This is a genomic window from Azospirillum sp. TSO22-1, assembly GCF_003116015.1.
GTDB lineage: Bacteria > Pseudomonadota > Alphaproteobacteria > Azospirillales > Azospirillaceae > Azospirillum.
Genome location: NZ_LGQZ01000029.1, coordinates 30,004 through 48,122, shown reverse-complemented (window position 1 = coordinate 48,122; position 18,119 = coordinate 30,004). Strand labels below are relative to the sequence as shown.

The window sequence follows — 18,119 nt, the reverse complement described above, 5'->3', positions numbered from 1 at the left end:
GGTAACGAAGTTAACGAGCGCCGAAGGCGATCGTAGGCGGAGCGCGGTCGCCCGACTTGCGGGCGACCGGTGGAGGGGACCCGCGCAGCGGGGAGGGTGGGAGCTACGGCTTCGCGGGATGACCGCTGCCCCCACCCATCCTCCCCCACCGGAGGCGGGGGGGCTCAGAGCCGCTCCGCCGAGAACGTATCGCAGGCGTCCAGCCGGCCGCTGTCCATGCCGCGCTTGAACCAGCGCACGCGCTGGGCGGAGCTGCCGTGGGTGAAGCTGTCGGGCGTCACCCGGCCGCGCGCCTGCTGCTGGAGGCGGTCGTCGCCGATGGCGGTCGCGGCGTTCAGCGCTTCGTCCACGTCGCCGGGCTCCAGGACGCCGCGGCGCTGCGCGGCGTTGCCCCACAGGCCGGCGAAGCAGTCGGCCTGCAACTCCAGGCGCACCGACAGCGCGTTGGCCTCCGTCTTGGAGGCGCGCTGCTGCGCCTCGCCGACCTTCTGCGAGATGCCCAGCAACGTCTGCACGTGGTGGCCGACCTCGTGCGCGACGACGTAGGCCTGGGCGAAGTCGCCCGGCGCGTGGAAGCGGTCGCGCAGGTCGCGGTAGAAGCCGAGGTCGATGTAGACCTTGCGGTCGAGCGGGCAGTAGAACGGCCCCATCGCCGACTGCGCCGTGCCGCACGCCGAGTCCACCGCGCCGGAGAACAGCACCAGCCGGGGCTCCTGGTAGGTGCGCCCCATCTGCTGGAAGGCGGCGTTCCAAGTGTCCTCGGTGTCGGCCAGCACGTGGCCGACGAAGCTCTTCAGCTCGTCCTCGGCGCCGGAGCGTGGGGCGCGCTGCACCGTGGTGGTGCGCGGCGCCGTGGCGACCGTCGGGTCGCCGCCGCCCAGCAGCGCCATCGGGTCGATGCCCAGCACCCAGGAGATCAGAAACACCGCCACCAGCCCGCCGATGCCCAGGCCGCCGCGGCCGATGGGGATCGGGATGCCCATGCGCCCGCCGCCGAAACCACCGCCGGAATAGCCCTCGTCACGCCGGTCCTCGATGTTCTCGCTCTCCCGCCCGTCCTGCCAGCGCATGCCGTCCTCCCGTTCCGATGAAGGGAAAACCAGCGGCAACGGGGCGGCGTTCCACCGTTCAGCGGTCGCGCAGCGCCTGCCGGTAGATGTCGGCCAGACCGATTTCCGCGCCGAAGCGCGCGATGCGCACCATCGCGTCGGGGCCGATCAGGTACACCGGTGCGCCCCAGGGCTCGCCGGGCCGGCGGCTCCAGTGCTGGGCGTAATGCTCGTCCTGTTCAAGGAACAGGATGTCGGTGATGGACTCGACGGCCTGATAGGCGCGCAGCTTCCGCAGCATCTCCGACGCGCTGTTGGAGGGCGACAGCACCTCCACCACCAGCACCGGGTCTCCATCGCCGTCGCCACAACGGACCATCACGTCCGGGCCAAGCCGGAAATCGGCTTCCAGGCGGATGTCGATCCCGGTTCCGGTTTCGACCCGGCAGTCCGCCTCGGCGGCGCGGATGGCCTGGAACAAGGCCACCACCAGGGAGGCGGCGACCTGTCCGTGCCGTGCGCTGGGGAACGCCTGGGCGACGACAACCTCACCGTCGATCAGTTCGGCGCGGCGGTCGCCGAAATCCATCGAGTCGAACTCTTCGAGCGTTATCGGTTCGAGCTTGCGTGCGGGGTCGGACATCGCGGCCTCCATCTCACCGCTAGAGGGTGCGTCCGCGCTGCCTGCGGTTCAAGGGGCTTGAACCGCTCTCCGGGATGTTTAGCCGTGTTTAGGGTTCGTAGCGGTGCCTGGTGCCGGTGAAGTCCTCGACGGTGCCGTCCTCGGCCACCCAGGCCGGCGCGGCCGGTGCCTTGCCGTGGCCGCCGGGGATGTCCAGCACGTAGGTCGGCTGGCAGACGCCGGACACCCGGCCGCGCAACGCCTTCACCAACGCCTGCCCCTCGGCGATGGACGGGCGGAAGTGGCTGGTGCCGGGGGCGAGGTCGGGATGGTGCAGGTAGTAGGGCTTGACCCGGTGGCGGACCAGGGCGCGGAACAGCGCCTCCAGGCTTGCCGCGTCGTCGTTGATCCCCTTCAGCAGCACCGTCTGGCCGAGCAGCGGGATGCCGGCATCGGCCAGTCGCGCCAGTGCCGCCGCGGGCTCGGCGGTCAGCTCGCCGGCGTGGTTGGCGTGCACGGCGACCCAGGTCGTCACGCCCTCGGCGCGCAGGGCGGAGACCAGTTCCGGCGTCACCCGCGCCGGGTCGGCGACCGGCACGCGGGTGTGGAAGCGGACGACCGCGACGTGCGGGATGTCGGCCAGCACCTGCACGATGGCGGACAGGCGGCGCGGGCTGAGCAGGAAGGGGTCGCCGCCGGTGACCACCACTTCCCACACTTGCCCGTGTTCGCGCACGTACGCCAGGGCGGCGTCCAGCTCGGCGGGGGAGAGCGCGTCGCCGCCGGGGCCGACCATCTCGCGGCGGAAGCAGAAGCGGCAGTACACCGCGCAGGCGTGCAGCGGCTTCAGCAGCACGCGGTCGGGATAGCGGTGGACGATGCCCTTGACCGGCGAATGGGAGTCGTCGCCGATGGGGTCGGCCAGCTCCGACGGCGCGGTGTACGCCTCCTCGGGAGAGGGGATGTACTGCGCGTACAGGGGGTCATCTGGTTTTGCGCCGGCCAGCCGCTCCAGCACGTACGGGGTCAGCGCCACGGCGTAGCGCTCGGCCACGGCCGTGACGGCCCGCCCGGCCTCCGGCGTCATCAGCCCGGCGGCCACCAGATCGGCGACGCTGTTCGCACCCTTCATGTCCCGTTCCCGCGCGCGCTGGTGTGCGCCATAGTGAGGGCCCCGCTCATACTCCCGCAGGCCCCATGCTGTCGACCCTTCCCCGCCTGATCGGCCACCGCGGCGCCAAGGAATCGGCGCCGGAGAACACCCTGGCCTCGATCCGCGAGGCGGCGCGCCAGGGCGCCGTCTGGGTCGAGATCGACGTGGCGCTGACCCGCGACGGCGTGCCGGTGGTGATTCACGACGACACCCTGGAGCGCACCACCTCCGGCCGCGGCGCCCTGGCGGCCATCGACTGGGCCGAGCTGCGGGCGCTCGACGCCGGTTCCTGGTTCGGCGCGCCGTTCGCCGGCGAGCCGGTGCCGCATTTCGAGGCGTTGCTCGACCTTGTGCTGGACCTCGACCTCGGCCTCAACGCCGAGATCAAGCCGACGCCGGGCCGCAGCCTGGAGACCGCCGAAACGGCGATCAACACGCTTAAACGCCGCTGGCCCGCCGATCGTCCCCTGCTGGTCTCCAGCTTCCAGGTGGACTGCCTGGAACTGGCGCGCACGCTGGCGCCGGAGATTCCGCGCGGCTACCTGATGGACCGGCCGCCGGCCGACTGGGCCGCCATCGCCGACCGGATCGGGGCGGCCACCCTCAACGTGAACCAGAAACGGCAGACCGCTGTGACGGTCGCCGCCTACCGCGCCAGCGGGCGGCCGGTGCTGGCCTACACGGTCAACGACGCGGTCCGCGCGAAGGCGCTGTTCGACTGGGGCGTCGCCGCCGTCTTCACCGACGCGCCCGGCCGTCTGGCGGAGCAGCTCGGCCGACTATGACGCTTTCCTGCGGAGGCCTATGCAAATCCGCTCGTCCTCCGCCGTTTTTCCTCCTATAAATGCCGCGGGAACAGGCGGGGCGCACCGGCGGAGAAGGCAACTCTCCGGCGGGGTGCTCCGTTCACCCTGTTTCCGGTTCCGTATACGGCTCGATCGGTTTGGAGGTTTCGTTGAAGGCGCTGAAGCCACTGGTCATGTCCGGCCGGGAAGTGCTCCCCCTCGTCGAAGGCGGCAAGGGTGTGGCGGTTTCCAACGGCGAAAGCTCCGGCGCCTGGGCGGCGGCGGGCGGCATCGGCACGTTCTCCGGCGTGAACGCCGACAGCTACGACGAGCACGGGACCCTCATCCCGCAGATCTACCACGGCAAGACCCGGCGCGAGCGGCACGACGAGCTGATCGCCTACGGCATCCAGGGCGCCATCGCCCAGGCCAGGATCGCGCACGAGCGCTCGAACGGCCAGGGCCGCATCCACATGAACGTGCTGTGGGAGATGGGCGGGGCCGAGGAGATCCTGCACGGCACCCTGGAAGGGGCGAAGGGCCTGATCCACGGCGTCACCTGCGGCGCCGGCATGCCCTACCGCATCGCCGAGATCACGGCACGCTACGGCTGCTACTACTACCCGATCGTGTCCTCGGCGCGCGCCTTCCGCGCGCTGTGGCTGCGCGCCTACCAGAAGTTCCGCGACAACCTGGGCGGCGTGGTCTACGAGGACCCGTGGCTGGCCGGCGGCCACAACGGCCTGTCCAACTCCGAGGACCCGCGGGTTCCCGAGGATCCGTTTCCCCGCGTCCTGGCGCTGCGCCAGATGATGAACAGCTTCGGCCTGGAGCACGTGCCGGTCATCATGGCCGGCGGCGTCTGGTGGCTGAGCGAGTGGGAGGACTGGCTGGACAACCCGGACCTCGGCCCCGTCGCCTTCCAGTTCGGCACCCGCCCGCTGCTGACGCAGGAGAGCCCGATCTCCATGGCGTGGAAGAAGAAGCTGCTGGGGCTGAAGGACGGCGACGTGCTGCTGAACCGCTTCTCGCCGACGGGCTTCTACTCCTCGGGCGTCAAGAACCCGTTCATGCAGGAGCTGATGGCCCGCTCCGACCGGCAGGTCGCCTACATGCCGAAGCCGGTGGGCGAGCACGCGGCCGAGTTCCCGATCGGCCCGCGCGGTCGCCCGGTCTACCTGACCGAGACCGACCGGCAGCGCGCCCAGTCCTGGGTCGACCAGGGCTTCACGGCCGGGCTGAAGACGCCGGACAGCACCATCATCTTCGTCACGCCGGACAAGGCGGAGCAGATCCTGACGGACCAGATCGACTGCATGGGCTGCCTGTCGGCCTGCCAGTTCTCGAACTGGTCGCAGCACGGCGACGGCTCGACCGGCAAGAAGGCCGACCCGCGCTCCTACTGCATCCAGAAGACGTTGCAGGCGGTCAGCCATTCGGACGACTGCGAGAACCAGCTGATGTTCGCGGGGCACAACGCCTACCGCTTCGCCAGCGACCCCTACTACAAGGACGGCTTCATCCCGACGGTGCAGCAGCTCGTCGAGCGGATCGCCACGGGGTACTGAGGCATGATGGGAAAGGCCCGGCGCGCGGTGCGCCCGGCCTTTCTTTCAGCGATTGCTTGCCGCCCCGCTAAAACCGTTCTAATCTTACTTTTGGCTGCGGCGGTGTGTCGCGGCCCGGCGGGCGACGCCGTGGATCCCTCACGCCGACTCGACGCATGAACGGAACCCGACCCTACAAGCGCGCTCTCGACCGTCTGCACGCCGTCGGGCTTCGCCCCACGCGGCAGCGCCTCGGGCTGGCCCGGCTGCTGTTCGACACCGGCGACCGCCACGTCACCGCCGAGCAGCTGCATCTGGAGGCGATGGGCGCCAACATCCGCGTCTCGCTGGCCACGGTCTACAACACGCTGAACCAGTTCACCGCCGCCGGCCTCCTGCGCGAGGTTGTGGTGGAGGCCGGGAAGTCCTATTTCGACACCAACACGTCCGAGCACCACCACTTCTTCCTGGAAGGCACCGGCCGGCTGGAAGACATTCCCGGCGACCACGTCCTGGTCGCCAACCTGCCGGCCCCGCCCGACGGCACCAAGGTGGCGCGCGTGGACGTGATCGTGCGCCTCGCGCCGTCGGCGCAGGCCTGACCGGGGAACCGATCGGTTCCGCGGGCGCGCCTTTGCGGCCATTTTTGGAAAAATTCTAAACCGTTGACGCCCGTTTCGGTCGGTGGCAGCCTAGTGCGTGCCCGGCCCGATCCGGCGCGCCTCGACGCATGTCGCGGTGCCGGCCGCCAAATCCTTCAGGCCAATCCTTCAGGAGGGAACAAACGATGCCGTCGCTCAAGGGCACCAAGACCGAGGACAACCTTAAGGCCGCTTTCGCCGGCGAGAGCCAAGCCAACCGCCGCTACCTGTATTTCGCACAGAAGGCGGACGTCGAGGGCTACAACGACGTGGCCGCGGTGTTCCGCTCGACCGCCGAGGGTGAGACCGGCCACGCGCACGGCCACCTGGAGTTCCTGGAGGAGGTCGGCGATCCGGCGACCGGCCTGCCGATCGGCGAGACCGCCAACAACCTGAAGGCCGCCATCGCCGGCGAGACGCACGAGTACACCGACATGTACCCGGGCATGGCGCGCAGCGCCCGCGAGGAAGGCTTCGACGAGATCGCCGACTGGTTCGAGACGCTCGCCAAGGCCGAGAAGTCGCACGCTGGCCGCTTCCAGAAGGCTTTGGAGCAGATGGCCTGACCGGACGAAAGCCCCTCTCCCTTGACGGGAGAGGGGATGGGGAGAGGGTGGCAAGCGTAACCTGCGGGCTTCGCCCGTGCCCCCTCTCCCCAAACCCCTCCCCCGCGAGGGGGGAGGGGCTTACCGGCAGAAGTCAGCAGACCGGGAGCGAACCCGGCCGCAGGAGGAATTATGCGCGAAGGCAGCCTCGAGGCGCCCGTCCGCCACCCGCTCGACTGGCAGAATCCCGACTTCTACGACGAGGCCAAGCTGGACGCGGAGATGCGCCGCGTCTTCGACATCTGCCACGGCTGCCGGCGCTGCTTCAATCTGTGCGACAGCTTCCCGCGGCTGTTCGACCTCGTCGACAACGCCGGCCCCGGCGAGATGCACGACGTGAAGTCCGAGGACTTCCGGCAGGTGGTCGATGCCTGCACGCTGTGCGACATGTGCTTCATGACCAAGTGCCCCTACGTGCCGCCGCACGAGTGGGCGCTCGACTTCCCGCACCTCATCCTGCGCTACCGCGCCGTCGACGCGAAGACGCGCGGCGTGCCCTTCGCGGTGCGCCAGCTGGTGGAGACCGACCGCAACGGCAAGCTGGCCAGCCTGGTGGCGCCACTCGCCAACTGGGCGTCGGACACCGGCAACACGCTGACCCGCCCGATGATGGAAAAGGTCGCCGGCATCCACCAGGAAGCCCACCTGCCGGCGTTCCACGGCCACACCCTGGTGCGCCGGGCGAGCGACACGCCGGTGGAGATCAACCGCGAAGCGCCGGCCTACGCCAAGCGCAAGGCGGTGCTCTACGCCACCTGCTTCGCCAACTACAACAACCCGTCCATCGGCATGGCGGCGCGCGCCGTGCTCGCCAAGCTCGGCGTCGAGGTGGAGGTCGCCTACCCTGGCTGCTGCGGCATGCCGCAGCTGGAGCAGGGCGAGCTGGACCGCGTCAGCCGCAACGCCGCGAACGTCGCCGGCGGGCTCGAGTCGTGGATCGACCGGGGCTACGACGTGGTGGCGCTGATTCCCAGCTGCGCCTTGATGCTCAAGCTGGAATGGCCGCTGCTGGTGCCGAAGGACGCGCCGCACCGCGCTCAGGTCGAGAAGCTCAGCCAAGCCACCTTCGACCTGTCGGAGTTCGTGGTCGACATCGCCAAACGGCACGGCCTGCCGGAGGGTATGGAGCCGGTGCCGGGCGGTGTCGCCATGCACCTCGCCTGCCACGCGCGGGCGCAGAACATGGGGGCGAAGTCGGCGGAGATGCTGCGGCTGATCCCGCAGGCCGACGTCAAGGTGATCGAGCGCTGCTCGGGCCACGGCGGGTCCTGGGGCGTGCTGAAGGAGAACTTCCCGACCGCCATCAAGGTCGGCCGCCCGGTGGCCAACCAGGCGGTGAAGGCGGGCAAGCAGTACGTCTCCTCGGAGTGCCCGCTCGCCGGCCTGCACATCATGCAGGGGATCGAGCGGCTGGACGGCGAGGCCGCGCCGCCGGAGAACCTGCACCCCATCGAGATCTTCGCCCGCGCCTACGGCATCACCGTTTAAGCGCGTTCAACCGCAGTTGGAGGCGTCGTTCATGACCGCCCTTAAGACCGAGATCACCCGCGCCGACATCATCCCGCCGGCCGAGTACGCCAAGGAGCGCGCCGCCCGCCGCAAGGCTCTGGTCGAGGTGAAGAAGCACCGCCGCGTCTCGGTCGGCCCCTATGTCACCTTCTACTTCGAGAACTACGACACGATGTGGCAGCAGATCCACGAGATGCTCTACATCGAGAAGGGCGGCGAAGAGCAGATCGAGGATGAGCTGCGCGCCTACAACCCGCTGATCCCCAAGGGACGCGAGCTGGTCGCCACGGTGATGTTCGAGATCGACAATCCCATCCAGCGCCAGAGCTTCCTGTCCCGCATCGGCGGCGTCGAGGAGACCATGCAGCTGCAGTTCGCCGGCCACACCGTCCAGGCCCGGCCGGAGGGCGACGTCGAGCGCACCAACGAGGACGGGAAGGCATCGGCGGTGCACTTCATGCACTTCGACTTCACCGACGCGCAGGCGGCGGCCTTCCGCACGCCGGGCACCCAGGTCGTGGTCGCCTTCACCCATCCCAACTACGGCCACATGGCCGTGATGCCGGAGCGGGTGCGCGAGCAACTGGCGAAGGACTTCGCGTGACGCGGACAGCGCCGGTATGAGGGGGCTTTCGCCCCCTCCCTGACGCTTACCCGGCGATCGAGTCGTGCGCGGCCAGCGCCGCCATGGTGACGATGTCGTTGACCGTGGCGCCCATGGTGACGATCTGCACCGGATGGTCCAGGCCGATCAGCAGCGGGCCCACCGCCGTGCCGCGGGTCATCTTCTGCAGCAGCTTGGCCGCGATGTTGGCGGCGTGCAGCGCCGGCATCACCAGCACGTTGGCCGGTCCCGACAGGCGGCAGAACGGGTAGACGCGGCGCATCAGCTCGTGGTCCAGCGCCACGTCGGCCGACATCTCGCCGTCGTACTCGAAGTCCACCTTGCGCGCGTCCAGCAGGGCCACCGCGTCGCGCACGCGCTTGACGTTCTCGCCGTACCGGTTCTGGCCGAAGTTGGAGTAGGACAGCAGCGCCACGCGCGGCTCGTGCCCCATCTGACGCGCCTTGGCGGCGGCCTGCACGGCGATGTCGGCCAGCGTCTCCGGGTCCGGCACCTCGTTCACCGTGGTGTCGGCGATGAACACCGTGCCCGAGCGGTTGATCATCGCGGTCAGGCCGAACACCCGCTCGCCCGGCTTGGCGTCGAACACGCGGGTGACCTCGTCGAAGCTGACCGGGAAGCTGCGGGTCAGGCCGGTGACCACGGCGTGCGCGTCGCCCTGCGCCACCATCAGCGCGGCGAAAACGTTGCGGTCCTGGTTCACCATGCGCTGGCAGTCGCGGTACAGCAGGCCCTTGCGCTGCAGCCGGCGGTACAGGAAGTCGGTGTAGCGGCGGTTCGAGTCGGAGAGCCGGGCGTTGTGGATCTCCAGGTGGCTGGCCATCGCCGCCTGGCCCATGGCGGCGAGCTGCTCCCTGATCACCTCCTCGCGGCCGACCAGCACCGGCGTGCCGTAGCCGGCGGCCTTGAAGGCGAGGGCGGCGCGGATCGCCCGTTCCTCCTCGCCCTCGGCGAAGACGACGCGCCTCGGCTGGGTGCGCACCTTCTCGAGGATCATCTCCAGCGAGTCGGCGGTCGGGTCGAGGCGGGTGCGCAGCGTGGCGCGGTAGCCGGCGATGTCGACGATCGGCTTGCGCGCCACGCCGCTCTCCATCGCCGCCTGCGCCACGGCGCACGGCACGGTGACGATCAGGCGCGGGTCGAAGGGCGTGGGGATGATGTAGTCGGGGCCGTAGTTGAGGCGGCGGCCGGAATAGGCGGCGGCCACCTCGTCCGGCACGTCCTCGCGCGCCAGGGCGGCCAGCGCCTGGGCGGCGGCGAGCTTCATCGCCTCGTTGATGGTGCTGGCGCGCACGTCCAGGGCGCCGCGGAACAGGTACGGGAAGCCCAGGACGTTGTTGACCTGGTTCGGGTAGTCGGAGCGCCCGGTGGCGACGATGGCGTCGGGGCGCACCGCCTTGGCCTCCTCCGGCGTGATCTCCGGATCCGGGTTGGCCAGCGCGAAGATGATCGGCTTGGCGGCCATGGTCTTGACCATGGCCTGGGTCATCGCGCCCTTGGCCGACAGGCCGACGAACACGTCGGAGCCGGCCACCGCCTCCTCCAGCGTGCGCTTGTCGGTGTCGATGGCGAAGGACGACTTCCACTGGTTCATGCCGTCGGTTCGGCCGCGGTAGACGACGCCCTTGGTGTCGCACAGCGTGATGTTCTCGCGCCGCACGCCCAGGTCGTTGAACAGCTGGGCGCAGGCGATGCCCGCCGCACCGGCGCCGTTCACCACCATCTTTACGTCCGACAGGCTGCGCCCGGTGATGTCGCAGGCGTTGATCAGGCCGGCGGCGGCGATGATGGCGGTGCCGTGCTGGTCGTCATGGAACACCGGGATGTCCATGATCTCGCGCAGCCGCTCCTCGATCACGAAGCAGTCCGGCGCCTTGATGTCCTCCAGGTTGATGCCGCCGAACGACGGCCCCAGGAAGCGGGCGCAGTTGATGAACTCCTCGACGTTCCTGGTATCGACCTCCAGGTCGATGCCGTCGATGTCGGCGAAGCGCTTGAACAGGACGGCCTTGCCCTCCATCACCGGCTTGCTGGCCTGCGCGCCCAGGTCGCCGAGGCCCAGCACCGCCGTGCCGTTGGAGATGATCGCCACCACGTTGCCCTTGGCCGTGTAGTCGTAGGCCAGCGAGGGATCCTCGGCGATGCGCAAGCAGGGCGCCGCGACGCCGGGCGAGTAGGCCAGCGACAGGTCGCGCTGCGTGGTCAGCGGCTTGGTGGCGGTGATTTCCAGCTTGCCCGGGCGGCCGCTGGCGTGCAGCAGCAGGGCTTCTTCGTCGGTGACGCGCTTGGTGTCGGTTTCGGCCATGGGAGTGCAGTCCTCGGAGTCTGACGCTTCGCCGGTTCTTTGGTGCTGCCGGCTGTTCGGAACCGGCGATGTTAGCGGCGATAAACGCAACCTGCCAGCGCGGTGTGCACCGCGAAAGCACGATTCGATCATTTTTTTGTGTCGGAAGGACAGAAACGGCACACACTCGAAAGTCCATCCTCTCCTTCCGTCGGAGTTGCATATCACTGAACCGAGGCGTTCACTTGCGCCCAGAACAAGCCCCGTCGAAGAGGGCGCGACACGCATTCCGCAGGAGGGTTCCATGGCCATCAGCCTTGTGCTCAACGGCCGCACCGTCACTCTGGACGTCGATCCGGAGATGCCGCTGCTGTGGGCGATCCGGGAGGCCGCCGGCCTCACCGGCACGAAATTCGGGTGCGGGCAGGCGCAGTGCGGCGCCTGCACCGTGCACATCGAGGGGGCGCCGGTGCGCTCCTGCTCCGTTCCGGTGTCGGAGGCGGCAAACCGCGCCGTCACCACCATCGAAGGCGTCCAGGGCAAGGTTGCCCAGGCGGTGCAGGCCGCCTGGCAGAAACTGGACGTGGTCCAGTGCGGCTACTGCCAGTCCGGGCAGATCATGTCGGCGGTGGCCCTGCTGACCAGCACGCCGAAGCCCAGCGACGAGGACATCGACGGAGCGATGCAGGGCAACCTCTGTCGCTGCGCCACCTACCACCGCATCCGCGCCGCCATCCACACCGCGGCCAAGACGCTGGAGGCCTGACATGCAGCCCGGATTCCGTTTCGCGCTTCCGCAAGCCTCCCGCCGCGACGTGCTGAGGGCCGCCGCCGCGACCGGCCTGATCGTCGGCTTCCAGCTGCCCGGCCGCGGGGCCAAGCTCGCCGTTGCTGCGCCGGCCGACGGCGTGTTCAGGCCGAACGCCTTCGTCCGCATCGCGCCGGACAACAGCGTCACCGTGCTGATCAAGCACCTGGAGATGGGGCAGGGCACCTACACCGGCCTGAGCACCCTGGTGGCCGAGGAGCTGGACGCCGACTGGGCGCAGATGCGCGCCGAGCACGCGCCGGCCGACCCGCTGCTCTACAACAACCTGATGTGGGGCCCGGCTCAGGGCACCGGCGGGTCGAGCAGCGTCGCCAACTCCTTCGAGCAGCTGCGCAAGGCCGGCGCCGCGGCGCGCGCCATGCTGGTGCAGGCGGCGGCGGAGAAATGGGGCGTGCCGGCGGCGCAGGTCGGCGTGTCCAAGGGCATCGTCTCGGCCGGCGACCGCAAGGCGACGTTCGGCGAGCTGGCCGAGGCCGCCGCCACCGTCACCCCGCCCAAGGACCCGCCGCTGAAGGACCCGAAGAGCTTCACGCTGGTCGGCCAGCGGCTGCCGCGACTCGACTCGGTGGAGAAGACCACCGGCAAGGCGGTGTTCGCCATGGACTTCACGCTGCCGGGCGCCCTGGTGGCGGTGGTCGAGCGGCCGCCGGTGTTCGGCGCCAAGGTGAAGGCCTTCGACGCGACCGAGGCGAAGAAGGTGCCGGGCGTCGTCGATGTGGTGCAGATCCCGCGCGGCGTCGCGGTGCTCGCCACCGGCTTCTGGGCCGCCAAGCGCGGGCGCGAGGCGCTGGACGTGACCTGGGACCAGAGCGGCGCGGAGGTGCGCGACTCGGGGACGCTCCTGGAGATCTACCGCGCGCTGGGCAAGACGCCGGGCCTGCCGGCATGGAAGGACGGCGACGCCGACGGCGCGCTGGCCGGCGCCGCCAAGGTGGTGCGGGCGGAGTACGACTTCCCCTACCTCGCCCACACGCCGATGGAGCCGCTGAACTGTGTCGCCAAGCTGGCGCCGGACGGCAGCGTCGATATCTGGGCCGGCGACCAGTTCCAGACCGGCGACCAGGGCAACGCGGCGAAGCTGCTGGGCATCAAGCCGGACCAGGTGCGCATCCACACGCTGTACGCCGGCGGCAGCTTCGGCCGGCGCGCCAACCCCGAGTCGGACTACATCGTCGAGGCGGTCTCCATCGCCAAGGCGATCGGCGGCAAGGCGCCGGTCAAGCTGATCTGGACGCGCGAGGACGACGTGACGGGCGGCCGCTACCGGCCCATGTACCACCACGTCATGGCGGCCGGGCTGGACGCGCAGGGCAAGCTGGTGGCCTGGAAGCACCGCATCGTCGGCCAGTCGATCCTCATCGGCACGCCGTTCGAGGGCATGATGGTGAAGGGCGGCATCGACGCCACCTCGGTGGAGGGCGCGGCCAACCTGCCCTACGCCGTGCCCAACGTGCTGGTGGACGTGCACAACGCGCAAGTCGGCGTGCCGGTGCTGTGGTGGCGCTCGGTGGGGAGCACGCACAACGGCTTCGCCACCGAGGTCTTCATCGACGAGCTGGCGCACGCCGCCGGGAAGGATCCTTACGCGTTCCGGCGCGAGCTGCTGGCCAAGCACCCGCGGCATCTGGCGGTGCTCGACCTCGCGGCGGAGAAGGCGGGCTGGGGCAAGCCCCTGCCGGCCGGCCGGGCGCGCGGCATCGCGGTGCACGAGTCGTTCAACTCGGTGGTCGCGCAGGTCGCCGAAGTGTCGATGCAGGGTGGCCGGCTGAGGGTGGAGCGCGTGGTCTGCGCGGTGGACTGCGGCCTCGCCGTCAACCCAGACGTGGTGCGCGCCCAGATGGAGGGCGGCATCGGCTTCGGCCTGGGGGCTGCGCTGGGCGAGGCGATCACCCTGGCGCAGGGCCGGGTGGAGCAGTCGAACTTCCACGACTACACGCCGCTGCGCATCGACCGCATGCCGGACGTGGAGGTGCACATCGTGCCCTCGGCCAATCCGCCGACCGGCGTCGGCGAACCCGGCGTGCCGCCGATCGCGCCGGCGGTGTCCAACGCGCTGTTCTCGCTGACCGGGAAGCGCGTGCGCAGCCTGCCGTTCGCGACGCAGGGCGTGGAGGTCTAGGTCGGCCAACCCCTCCCCCGCCTTCGGTGGGGGAGGGGTTGGTCCTACCACCCCGCACACTCCTGATTTGCGGCCCCGCGCGACTGCGCATACACTCCGCGCGTTGTGTTCCCTCCGGAGTTTTTCCCGTGTCGCTCACCGAGCCGGAACGCCGTGCCGTGCTGCTCATCGCGGCGGTGCAGTTCGTCAACATCCTCGACTTCATCATGGTGATGCCGCTGGGGCCGGACTTCGCGGCGGCGCTGGATGTCCCGGCTTCGCACGTCGGTTACGTCGGCGGCAGCTACACCGCGGCGGCGTCGGTGGCGGGGCTGCTGGGATCGCTGTTCCTCGACCGTTTCGACCGGCGCTCGGCGCTGGCGGTGGCGGTGGGCGGGCTGGTGATGGCCACCGCGCTGGGCGGGCTGGCGGTGAACCTGGAGACGCTGCTGGCGGCGCGCGTGCTTGCCGGGGTGTTCGGCGGGCCGGCGGTGGCGCTGGGCACCGCGATCATCGCCGACCGCGTGGCGCCGGAACGGCGCGGGCGCGCCATGGGGATCGCCATGGGCTCCTTCTCGGTGGCCGCGGTGCTGGGCGTGCCGGTGGGGCTGGAACTGGCGCGACTCGGCAGCTGGCGGCTGCCGTTCTTCGTGGTGGCGGCGCTGGGCGTCGTGGTGGCGAGCGCGGCGATGGCGCTGCTGCCGCCGCAGCGCGACCACCTGGAGCACGGGCCCGGCCCCGACCCGTTCGCGCGCCTGCGCAGCCTGCTCAGCCGGCGCGCGGCGTGGCTGGCCTACGGCACCGCCGGGCTGTTGCAGATGCAGGCCTTCATGATCATCCCCAACATCTCCGCCTATGTGCAGGGAAATCTGGGCTTTCCGCGCGGCAAACTCGGCCTGCTGTACCTGATCGGTGGCACGCTGACCTTCTTCGGCATGCGCGTGGCGGGGCGGTTGAGCGATCGTTTCGGATCGGCAACGGTCACGCTGGCCAACACGGCGCTGATCTCCGTCGTGGTGTGGGCAGCGTTCGTCGATTACCAGCCGTGGATGCCGCTGCTGGTGCTGTTCCCGGTGTTCATGGTGACCAACGGGATGCGCATCGTCGCCAACGGCGCCGCCTTCTCCAAGGTGCCGCAGCCGCACGAGCGCGCCGGCTTCATGGCGCTGGTCTCGGCGGTGCAGCACATCGCGGCGGCGCTGGGCGCCTTCGTGTCGGCCTATTTCCTGGACACGGCGCCGGACGGGCAGCTGCTGAACATGGCGTCGGTGGCGACCGGCGCCATCGCCCTCGGGCTGGCGGTGCCGCCAATGATGTTCGCGCTGGAGCGCGCCGTCCGACCGGCGCCCGCCATGCCCTGGCAGCCTCCTGTCGAATAACGCCCGTTACGCTTCCACAACGAACTTCTGGTACTGGTCGGCGATGGCCGCGGCGGCGGCGTCCAGCAGGCGCTTGCCGTGTTCCGGCCGGGCCAGCGAGGGGTCGGAACCGATGCGCCCGTCCGGGTAGCGGCGGCGGAAGTCGCGGGCGTCGTGGAAGCCGCCGCTCGGCGCCACCTGCGGCGACATGCTGGCGGTCTTGATGGCCTCGGGGTAGGCGTGCTGGGTCAGTGCGACCTCCGACGGCGTGGCGTGCGAGCCCTCGGCCCCGGCGTACAGCTCGCGCGACAGGCGGCCGACCGCTTCGTTCTCCCACCAGTTGACCAGGGCGCAGCGCAATTCCGGCGCGTTGGAACCCTTCTGCGCACGGTTCGCGGCGTAGACCTCGTAGAAGGCGGCGCGGATGCTGGCGATGTTGCCGCCGTGCCCGTTGACGAAGAAGAACCGCTCGAACCCGTGCTCGGCCAGCGACAGCACGTAATCCTGGATCACCGCGATCAGGGTTGACGGGCGCAGCGTCATCGAGCCCGGGAACTCCATGTGGTGTACCGCCATACCGACCGCGATGGTCGGGCCGACCAGCGCCCCGGTCGCCTCGCCGACCGCCTTGGCGACGACCTCGGCGCAGATGGCGTCGGTGCCCACGAGGCCGTTCGGCCCGTGCTGCTCGGTGGAGCCGATGGGCATGACGATGCCCTTGGACGTCTTCAGATAGGCCTCGACCTCGGCCCAGGTGCACAGGTGGAGTTGCACGGGTCTCTGTCCCCTCGATGGGTGTTGTTCGGCAGTGATCATAGAGCGGCGGATGGCGAGGCCCAAGCCCGCCTCAGCGCGCATCCGCCCTGCGCAGCTCCCGCACGGTCAGCAGGACCGGCGTGGCGTGGTGCGCGGTGTGCCGGCCGAACAGGGTGCCGTTGCCGGTCACGCGGGCGTCGAGCAGTGGAGCGTAGCGCTGGTGCATGTCGCCGCCGAGCACGAGCTGGACCTCGCGCACCGAGGAGTAGGCGACGTCGATGCCGCCGCCCCCCGGGCGCGCGTCGACGCACGCCGGCCGGTCGAGGCGCAGGATCCAGTAGGTCGCCGCCTTGTCGGCGCCGGGAACGGTCTTGCGGTGGAGCCACCCGGTGAGCTGCACCGGCGGGCCGTAGCTCAGGCAGGCCGCCGCGGCCTGCACGGGGCTAAGGGCCAGAACCAGCGTCGCGATCAGCGTCCATGCGCGCGCCATGCGGTGTCTCCCTTCCGTGTCGAGGATAGCCGCGTTCGCCGGCTGGCAAAAGCGGGCGCCTGCGCATACACTCGCGTGCATTTTTCCAAGAGGGTACAGCGGCGTGGTTGCGCGGGTCAGGACGGTCGCCTTCCAGGGCATCGAGGTGATGGACATCGACGTGCAGGTGCAGATGTCCAGCGGCGTGGTGGCCTTCACCATCGTCGGGCTGCCCGACAAGGCGGTGGGCGAGAGCCGCGAGCGGGTGCGCGCCGCATTGCACGCGCTGGGCCTGTCGCTGCCGGCCAAGCGCATCACCGTCAACATGGCGCCGGCCGACGTGCTGAAGGAGGGCTCGCACTTCGACCTGCCCATCGCGCTGGGGCTGCTGACCGTCATGGGCGTGCTGCCGGACGAGGAGATGGCGCGCTACGTGGCGCTGGGTGAGCTGGCGCTGGACGGCGCGCTGACGCCGGTGGCCGGTGTGCTGCCGGCGGCGATCAATGCGCTGGCCAACGAGCGCGGACTGATCTGCCCGGCCGCGTGCGGCGGCGAGGCGGCCTGGGCCGGCGAGGACCTGGACGTGCTGGCGCCGCCGACGCTGCTGGCGCTGATCAACCATTTCAAGGGCAGTCAGGTGCTGACCCCACCGAAGCCGCGGATGCAGGAGGAACCGGCCCGGCAACCGTGCCTGCGCGACGTCAAAGGCAATGAGACGGCCAAGCGCGCGATCGAGGTCGCCGCGGCCGGCAACCACAATCTGCTCATGATCGGCCCGCCGGGGTCGGGCAAGTCGATGCTGGCGGCGCGGCTGCCGGGGCTGCTGCCGCCGCTCGATCCGGCGGAAGCGCTGGAGGTCTCGATGATCCACAGCGTCGCCGGGCTGCTGGAGGAGGGGCGGCTGATCCGCCATCGGCCTTTCCGGTCTCCGCACCAGTCGGCCTCGCTGCCGGCGCTGGTGGGCGGCGGCACGCGCGGCAAGCCGGGGGAGATCAGCCTGGCCCACATGGGAGTCCTCTTCCTGGACGAACTGCCCGAGTTTCCCAGGCAGGTGCTGGAGGCCCTGCGCCAGCCGCTGGAGACCGGCAGGGCGGTGGTCTCGCGCGTCAACGCCCACGTCACCTACCCGGCGCGGGTGCAACTGGTGGCCGCCATGAACCCGTGCCGCTGCGGGCACCTGGACGACGCGGCGCTGGCCTGCGGGCGGGCGCCGAAGTGCGCGGCCGAGTACCAGTCGAAGATCTCCGGCCCGCTGTTCGACCGCATCGACCTGCACATCGACGTGCCCGCGGTCAGCCCGGCCGACCTCAGCCTGCCGCCGCCGGCCGAGGGCAGTGCCGAGGTGGCGGCCCGCGTCGCCGTCGCCCGCGCCGTCCAGGCGGAGCGCTACACCGCGTTCCCGCTCCACGGCGGCCGGCCGGTGCGCACCAACGCCGACGCCGACGGCGAGCTTCTGGAGCGCGTCGCCGCCCCCGATCAGCCCGGCCGCGCGCTGCTGACCGAGGCGGCGGAGCGGCTGAAGTTGTCGGCGCGCGGCTACCACCGGGTGATGCGCGTCGCCCGCACGCTGGCCGACCTGGAGGGGACGGCCGGGGTGCGGCGGATGCACGTCGCCGAGGCGCTCAGCTACCGGCGGATCGCGCCTGGGAGATAGGGGCGGCGGTAGGGGTGGCGGACGGCTCGTCGGCAGGCGGCTGCTCCTGTGAGGGGGCCGGGCAGGTGGCCTTGGAGGGGCCGGTGACGACGTCGAAATCGAAATCCAACATGGTGACCTCCGGTCTGACGGGGA

Annotated in this window: 16 protein-coding genes; 10 read left to right on the top strand and 6 right to left on the bottom strand. The window is 70.3% G+C overall.

All coding sequences use genetic code 11. From position 1 onward, the window contains the following. Window positions 1-164: 164 nt before the first annotated feature. The 3 genes from TSO221_RS09285 to TSO221_RS09275 form a co-directional block, all read right to left on the bottom strand. A complete protein-coding gene (locus TSO221_RS09285) occupies window positions 165-1,070 on the bottom strand; it encodes a neutral zinc metallopeptidase (protein ID WP_109118207.1) in 906 nt (301 codons plus the stop codon). A gap of 58 nt (window positions 1,071-1,128) precedes the next feature. After that, on the bottom strand, window positions 1,129-1,692 hold the full coding sequence (locus TSO221_RS09280) for a Uma2 family endonuclease (RefSeq protein ID WP_158284035.1): 564 nt from the start codon (window positions 1,690-1,692) through the stop codon (window positions 1,129-1,131). 88 nt (window positions 1,693-1,780) lie between these two features. Next, window positions 1,781-2,803, bottom strand: a complete 1,023-nt coding sequence (locus tag TSO221_RS09275) for a lysine-2,3-aminomutase-like protein (RefSeq protein ID WP_109118205.1) — start codon at window positions 2,801-2,803, stop codon at window positions 1,781-1,783. Between the two features lie 65 nt (window positions 2,804-2,868). On the opposite strand from TSO221_RS09275, the gene TSO221_RS09270 reads away from it, so the two are divergent. The 6 genes from TSO221_RS09270 (at window position 2,869) to TSO221_RS09245 (ending at window position 8,515) form a co-directional block, all read left to right on the top strand. Beyond that, the gene (locus TSO221_RS09270) at window positions 2,869-3,609 is read left to right on the top strand and encodes a glycerophosphoryl diester phosphodiesterase (RefSeq protein WP_109118204.1); all 741 of its coding nucleotides are present in this window, start codon (window positions 2,869-2,871) and stop codon (window positions 3,607-3,609) included. A 170-nt stretch (window positions 3,610-3,779) separates the two neighbouring features. Beyond that, the gene (locus TSO221_RS09265; RefSeq protein ID WP_199229421.1) at window positions 3,780-5,177 is read left to right on the top strand and encodes a nitronate monooxygenase; all 1,398 of its coding nucleotides are present in this window, start codon (window positions 3,780-3,782) and stop codon (window positions 5,175-5,177) included. Between the two features lie 155 nt (window positions 5,178-5,332). Then, window positions 5,333-5,758, top strand: a complete 426-nt coding sequence (gene irrA, locus TSO221_RS09260) for an iron response transcriptional regulator IrrA (RefSeq protein ID WP_109118203.1) — start codon at window positions 5,333-5,335, stop codon at window positions 5,756-5,758. Between the two features lie 185 nt (window positions 5,759-5,943). Next, a complete protein-coding gene (locus TSO221_RS09255; RefSeq protein WP_109118202.1) occupies window positions 5,944-6,363 on the top strand; it encodes a rubrerythrin family protein in 420 nt (139 codons plus the stop codon). A gap of 171 nt (window positions 6,364-6,534) precedes the next feature. Then, window positions 6,535-7,890: a heterodisulfide reductase-related iron-sulfur binding cluster gene (locus TSO221_RS09250; protein WP_109118201.1), complete on the top strand. Its 1,356-nt coding sequence runs from the start codon at window positions 6,535-6,537 to the stop codon at window positions 7,888-7,890. A 31-nt stretch (window positions 7,891-7,921) separates the two neighbouring features. Next, the gene (locus tag TSO221_RS09245) at window positions 7,922-8,515 is read left to right on the top strand and encodes a DUF3501 family protein (protein WP_109118200.1); all 594 of its coding nucleotides are present in this window, start codon (window positions 7,922-7,924) and stop codon (window positions 8,513-8,515) included. A 46-nt stretch (window positions 8,516-8,561) separates the two neighbouring features. Here the strand turns inward: TSO221_RS09245 and TSO221_RS09240 are convergent, their stop codons facing one another. After that, the gene (locus tag TSO221_RS09240) at window positions 8,562-10,841 is read right to left on the bottom strand and encodes an NADP-dependent malic enzyme (protein ID WP_109118199.1); all 2,280 of its coding nucleotides are present in this window, start codon (window positions 10,839-10,841) and stop codon (window positions 8,562-8,564) included. Between the two features lie 283 nt (window positions 10,842-11,124). On the opposite strand from TSO221_RS09240, the gene TSO221_RS09235 reads away from it, so the two are divergent. From TSO221_RS09235 to TSO221_RS09225, 3 genes are all read left to right on the top strand, one after another. After that, entirely contained in the window at window positions 11,125-11,586 is a 462-nt protein-coding gene (locus tag TSO221_RS09235; RefSeq protein ID WP_109118198.1) for a (2Fe-2S)-binding protein, read from the top strand. A 1-nt stretch (window position 11,587) separates the two neighbouring features. Further along, window positions 11,588-13,768, top strand: a complete 2,181-nt coding sequence (locus tag TSO221_RS09230) for a xanthine dehydrogenase family protein molybdopterin-binding subunit (protein ID WP_109118197.1) — start codon at window positions 11,588-11,590, stop codon at window positions 13,766-13,768. A 128-nt stretch (window positions 13,769-13,896) separates the two neighbouring features. After that, on the top strand, window positions 13,897-15,126 hold the full coding sequence (locus TSO221_RS09225) for an MFS transporter (RefSeq protein ID WP_199229420.1): 1,230 nt from the start codon (window positions 13,897-13,899) through the stop codon (window positions 15,124-15,126). A gap of 6 nt (window positions 15,127-15,132) precedes the next feature. On the opposite strand, the gene TSO221_RS09220 is transcribed toward TSO221_RS09225, so the two are convergent. Together TSO221_RS09220 and TSO221_RS09215 are read right to left on the bottom strand one after the other, a co-directional pair. Next, complete coding sequence (locus TSO221_RS09220) at window positions 15,133-15,879, bottom strand: creatininase family protein (RefSeq protein WP_109118196.1); 747 nt, start codon at window positions 15,877-15,879, stop codon at window positions 15,133-15,135. A gap of 73 nt (window positions 15,880-15,952) precedes the next feature. Continuing rightward, on the bottom strand, window positions 15,953-16,351 hold the full coding sequence (locus TSO221_RS09215; protein ID WP_158284034.1) for a DUF4431 domain-containing protein: 399 nt from the start codon (window positions 16,349-16,351) through the stop codon (window positions 15,953-15,955). Window positions 16,352-16,454: 103 nt separating this feature from the next. Between TSO221_RS09215 and TSO221_RS09210 the strand changes: the two genes are divergently transcribed. After that, window positions 16,455-17,984 carry a YifB family Mg chelatase-like AAA ATPase gene (locus TSO221_RS09210; protein ID WP_109118194.1) on the top strand — a complete coding sequence of 510 codons (1,530 nt, stop codon included), beginning with the start codon at window positions 16,455-16,457 and terminating at the stop codon, window positions 17,982-17,984. The last annotated feature ends 135 nt before the right edge of the window (window positions 17,985-18,119 follow it).

Excerpts from the sequence above, each read along its gene's own strand:
- TSO221_RS09235 (WP_109118198.1), top strand. The coding sequence starts at position 11,125 with ATGGCCATCAGCCTTGTGCTCAACGGCCGCACCGTCACTCTGGACGTC.
- TSO221_RS09240 (WP_109118199.1), bottom strand. The coding sequence starts at position 10,841 with ATGGCCGAAACCGACACCAAGCGCGTCACCGACGAAGAAGCCCTGCTG.
- TSO221_RS09280 (WP_158284035.1), bottom strand. The coding sequence starts at position 1,692 with ATGTCCGACCCCGCACGCAAGCTCGAACCGATAACGCTCGAAGAGTTC.
- TSO221_RS09255 (WP_109118202.1), top strand. The coding sequence starts at position 5,944 with ATGCCGTCGCTCAAGGGCACCAAGACCGAGGACAACCTTAAGGCCGCT.
- irrA (WP_109118203.1), top strand. The coding sequence starts at position 5,333 with ATGAACGGAACCCGACCCTACAAGCGCGCTCTCGACCGTCTGCACGCC.
- TSO221_RS09230 (WP_109118197.1), top strand. The coding sequence starts at position 11,588 with ATGCAGCCCGGATTCCGTTTCGCGCTTCCGCAAGCCTCCCGCCGCGAC.
- TSO221_RS09245 (WP_109118200.1), top strand. The coding sequence starts at position 7,922 with ATGACCGCCCTTAAGACCGAGATCACCCGCGCCGACATCATCCCGCCG.
- TSO221_RS09275 (WP_109118205.1), bottom strand. The coding sequence starts at position 2,803 with ATGAAGGGTGCGAACAGCGTCGCCGATCTGGTGGCCGCCGGGCTGATG.
- TSO221_RS09215 (WP_158284034.1), bottom strand. The coding sequence starts at position 16,351 with ATGGCGCGCGCATGGACGCTGATCGCGACGCTGGTTCTGGCCCTTAGC.
- TSO221_RS09285 (WP_109118207.1), bottom strand. The coding sequence starts at position 1,070 with ATGCGCTGGCAGGACGGGCGGGAGAGCGAGAACATCGAGGACCGGCGT.
- TSO221_RS09250 (WP_109118201.1), top strand. The coding sequence starts at position 6,535 with ATGCGCGAAGGCAGCCTCGAGGCGCCCGTCCGCCACCCGCTCGACTGG.
- TSO221_RS09270 (WP_109118204.1), top strand. The coding sequence starts at position 2,869 with ATGCTGTCGACCCTTCCCCGCCTGATCGGCCACCGCGGCGCCAAGGAA.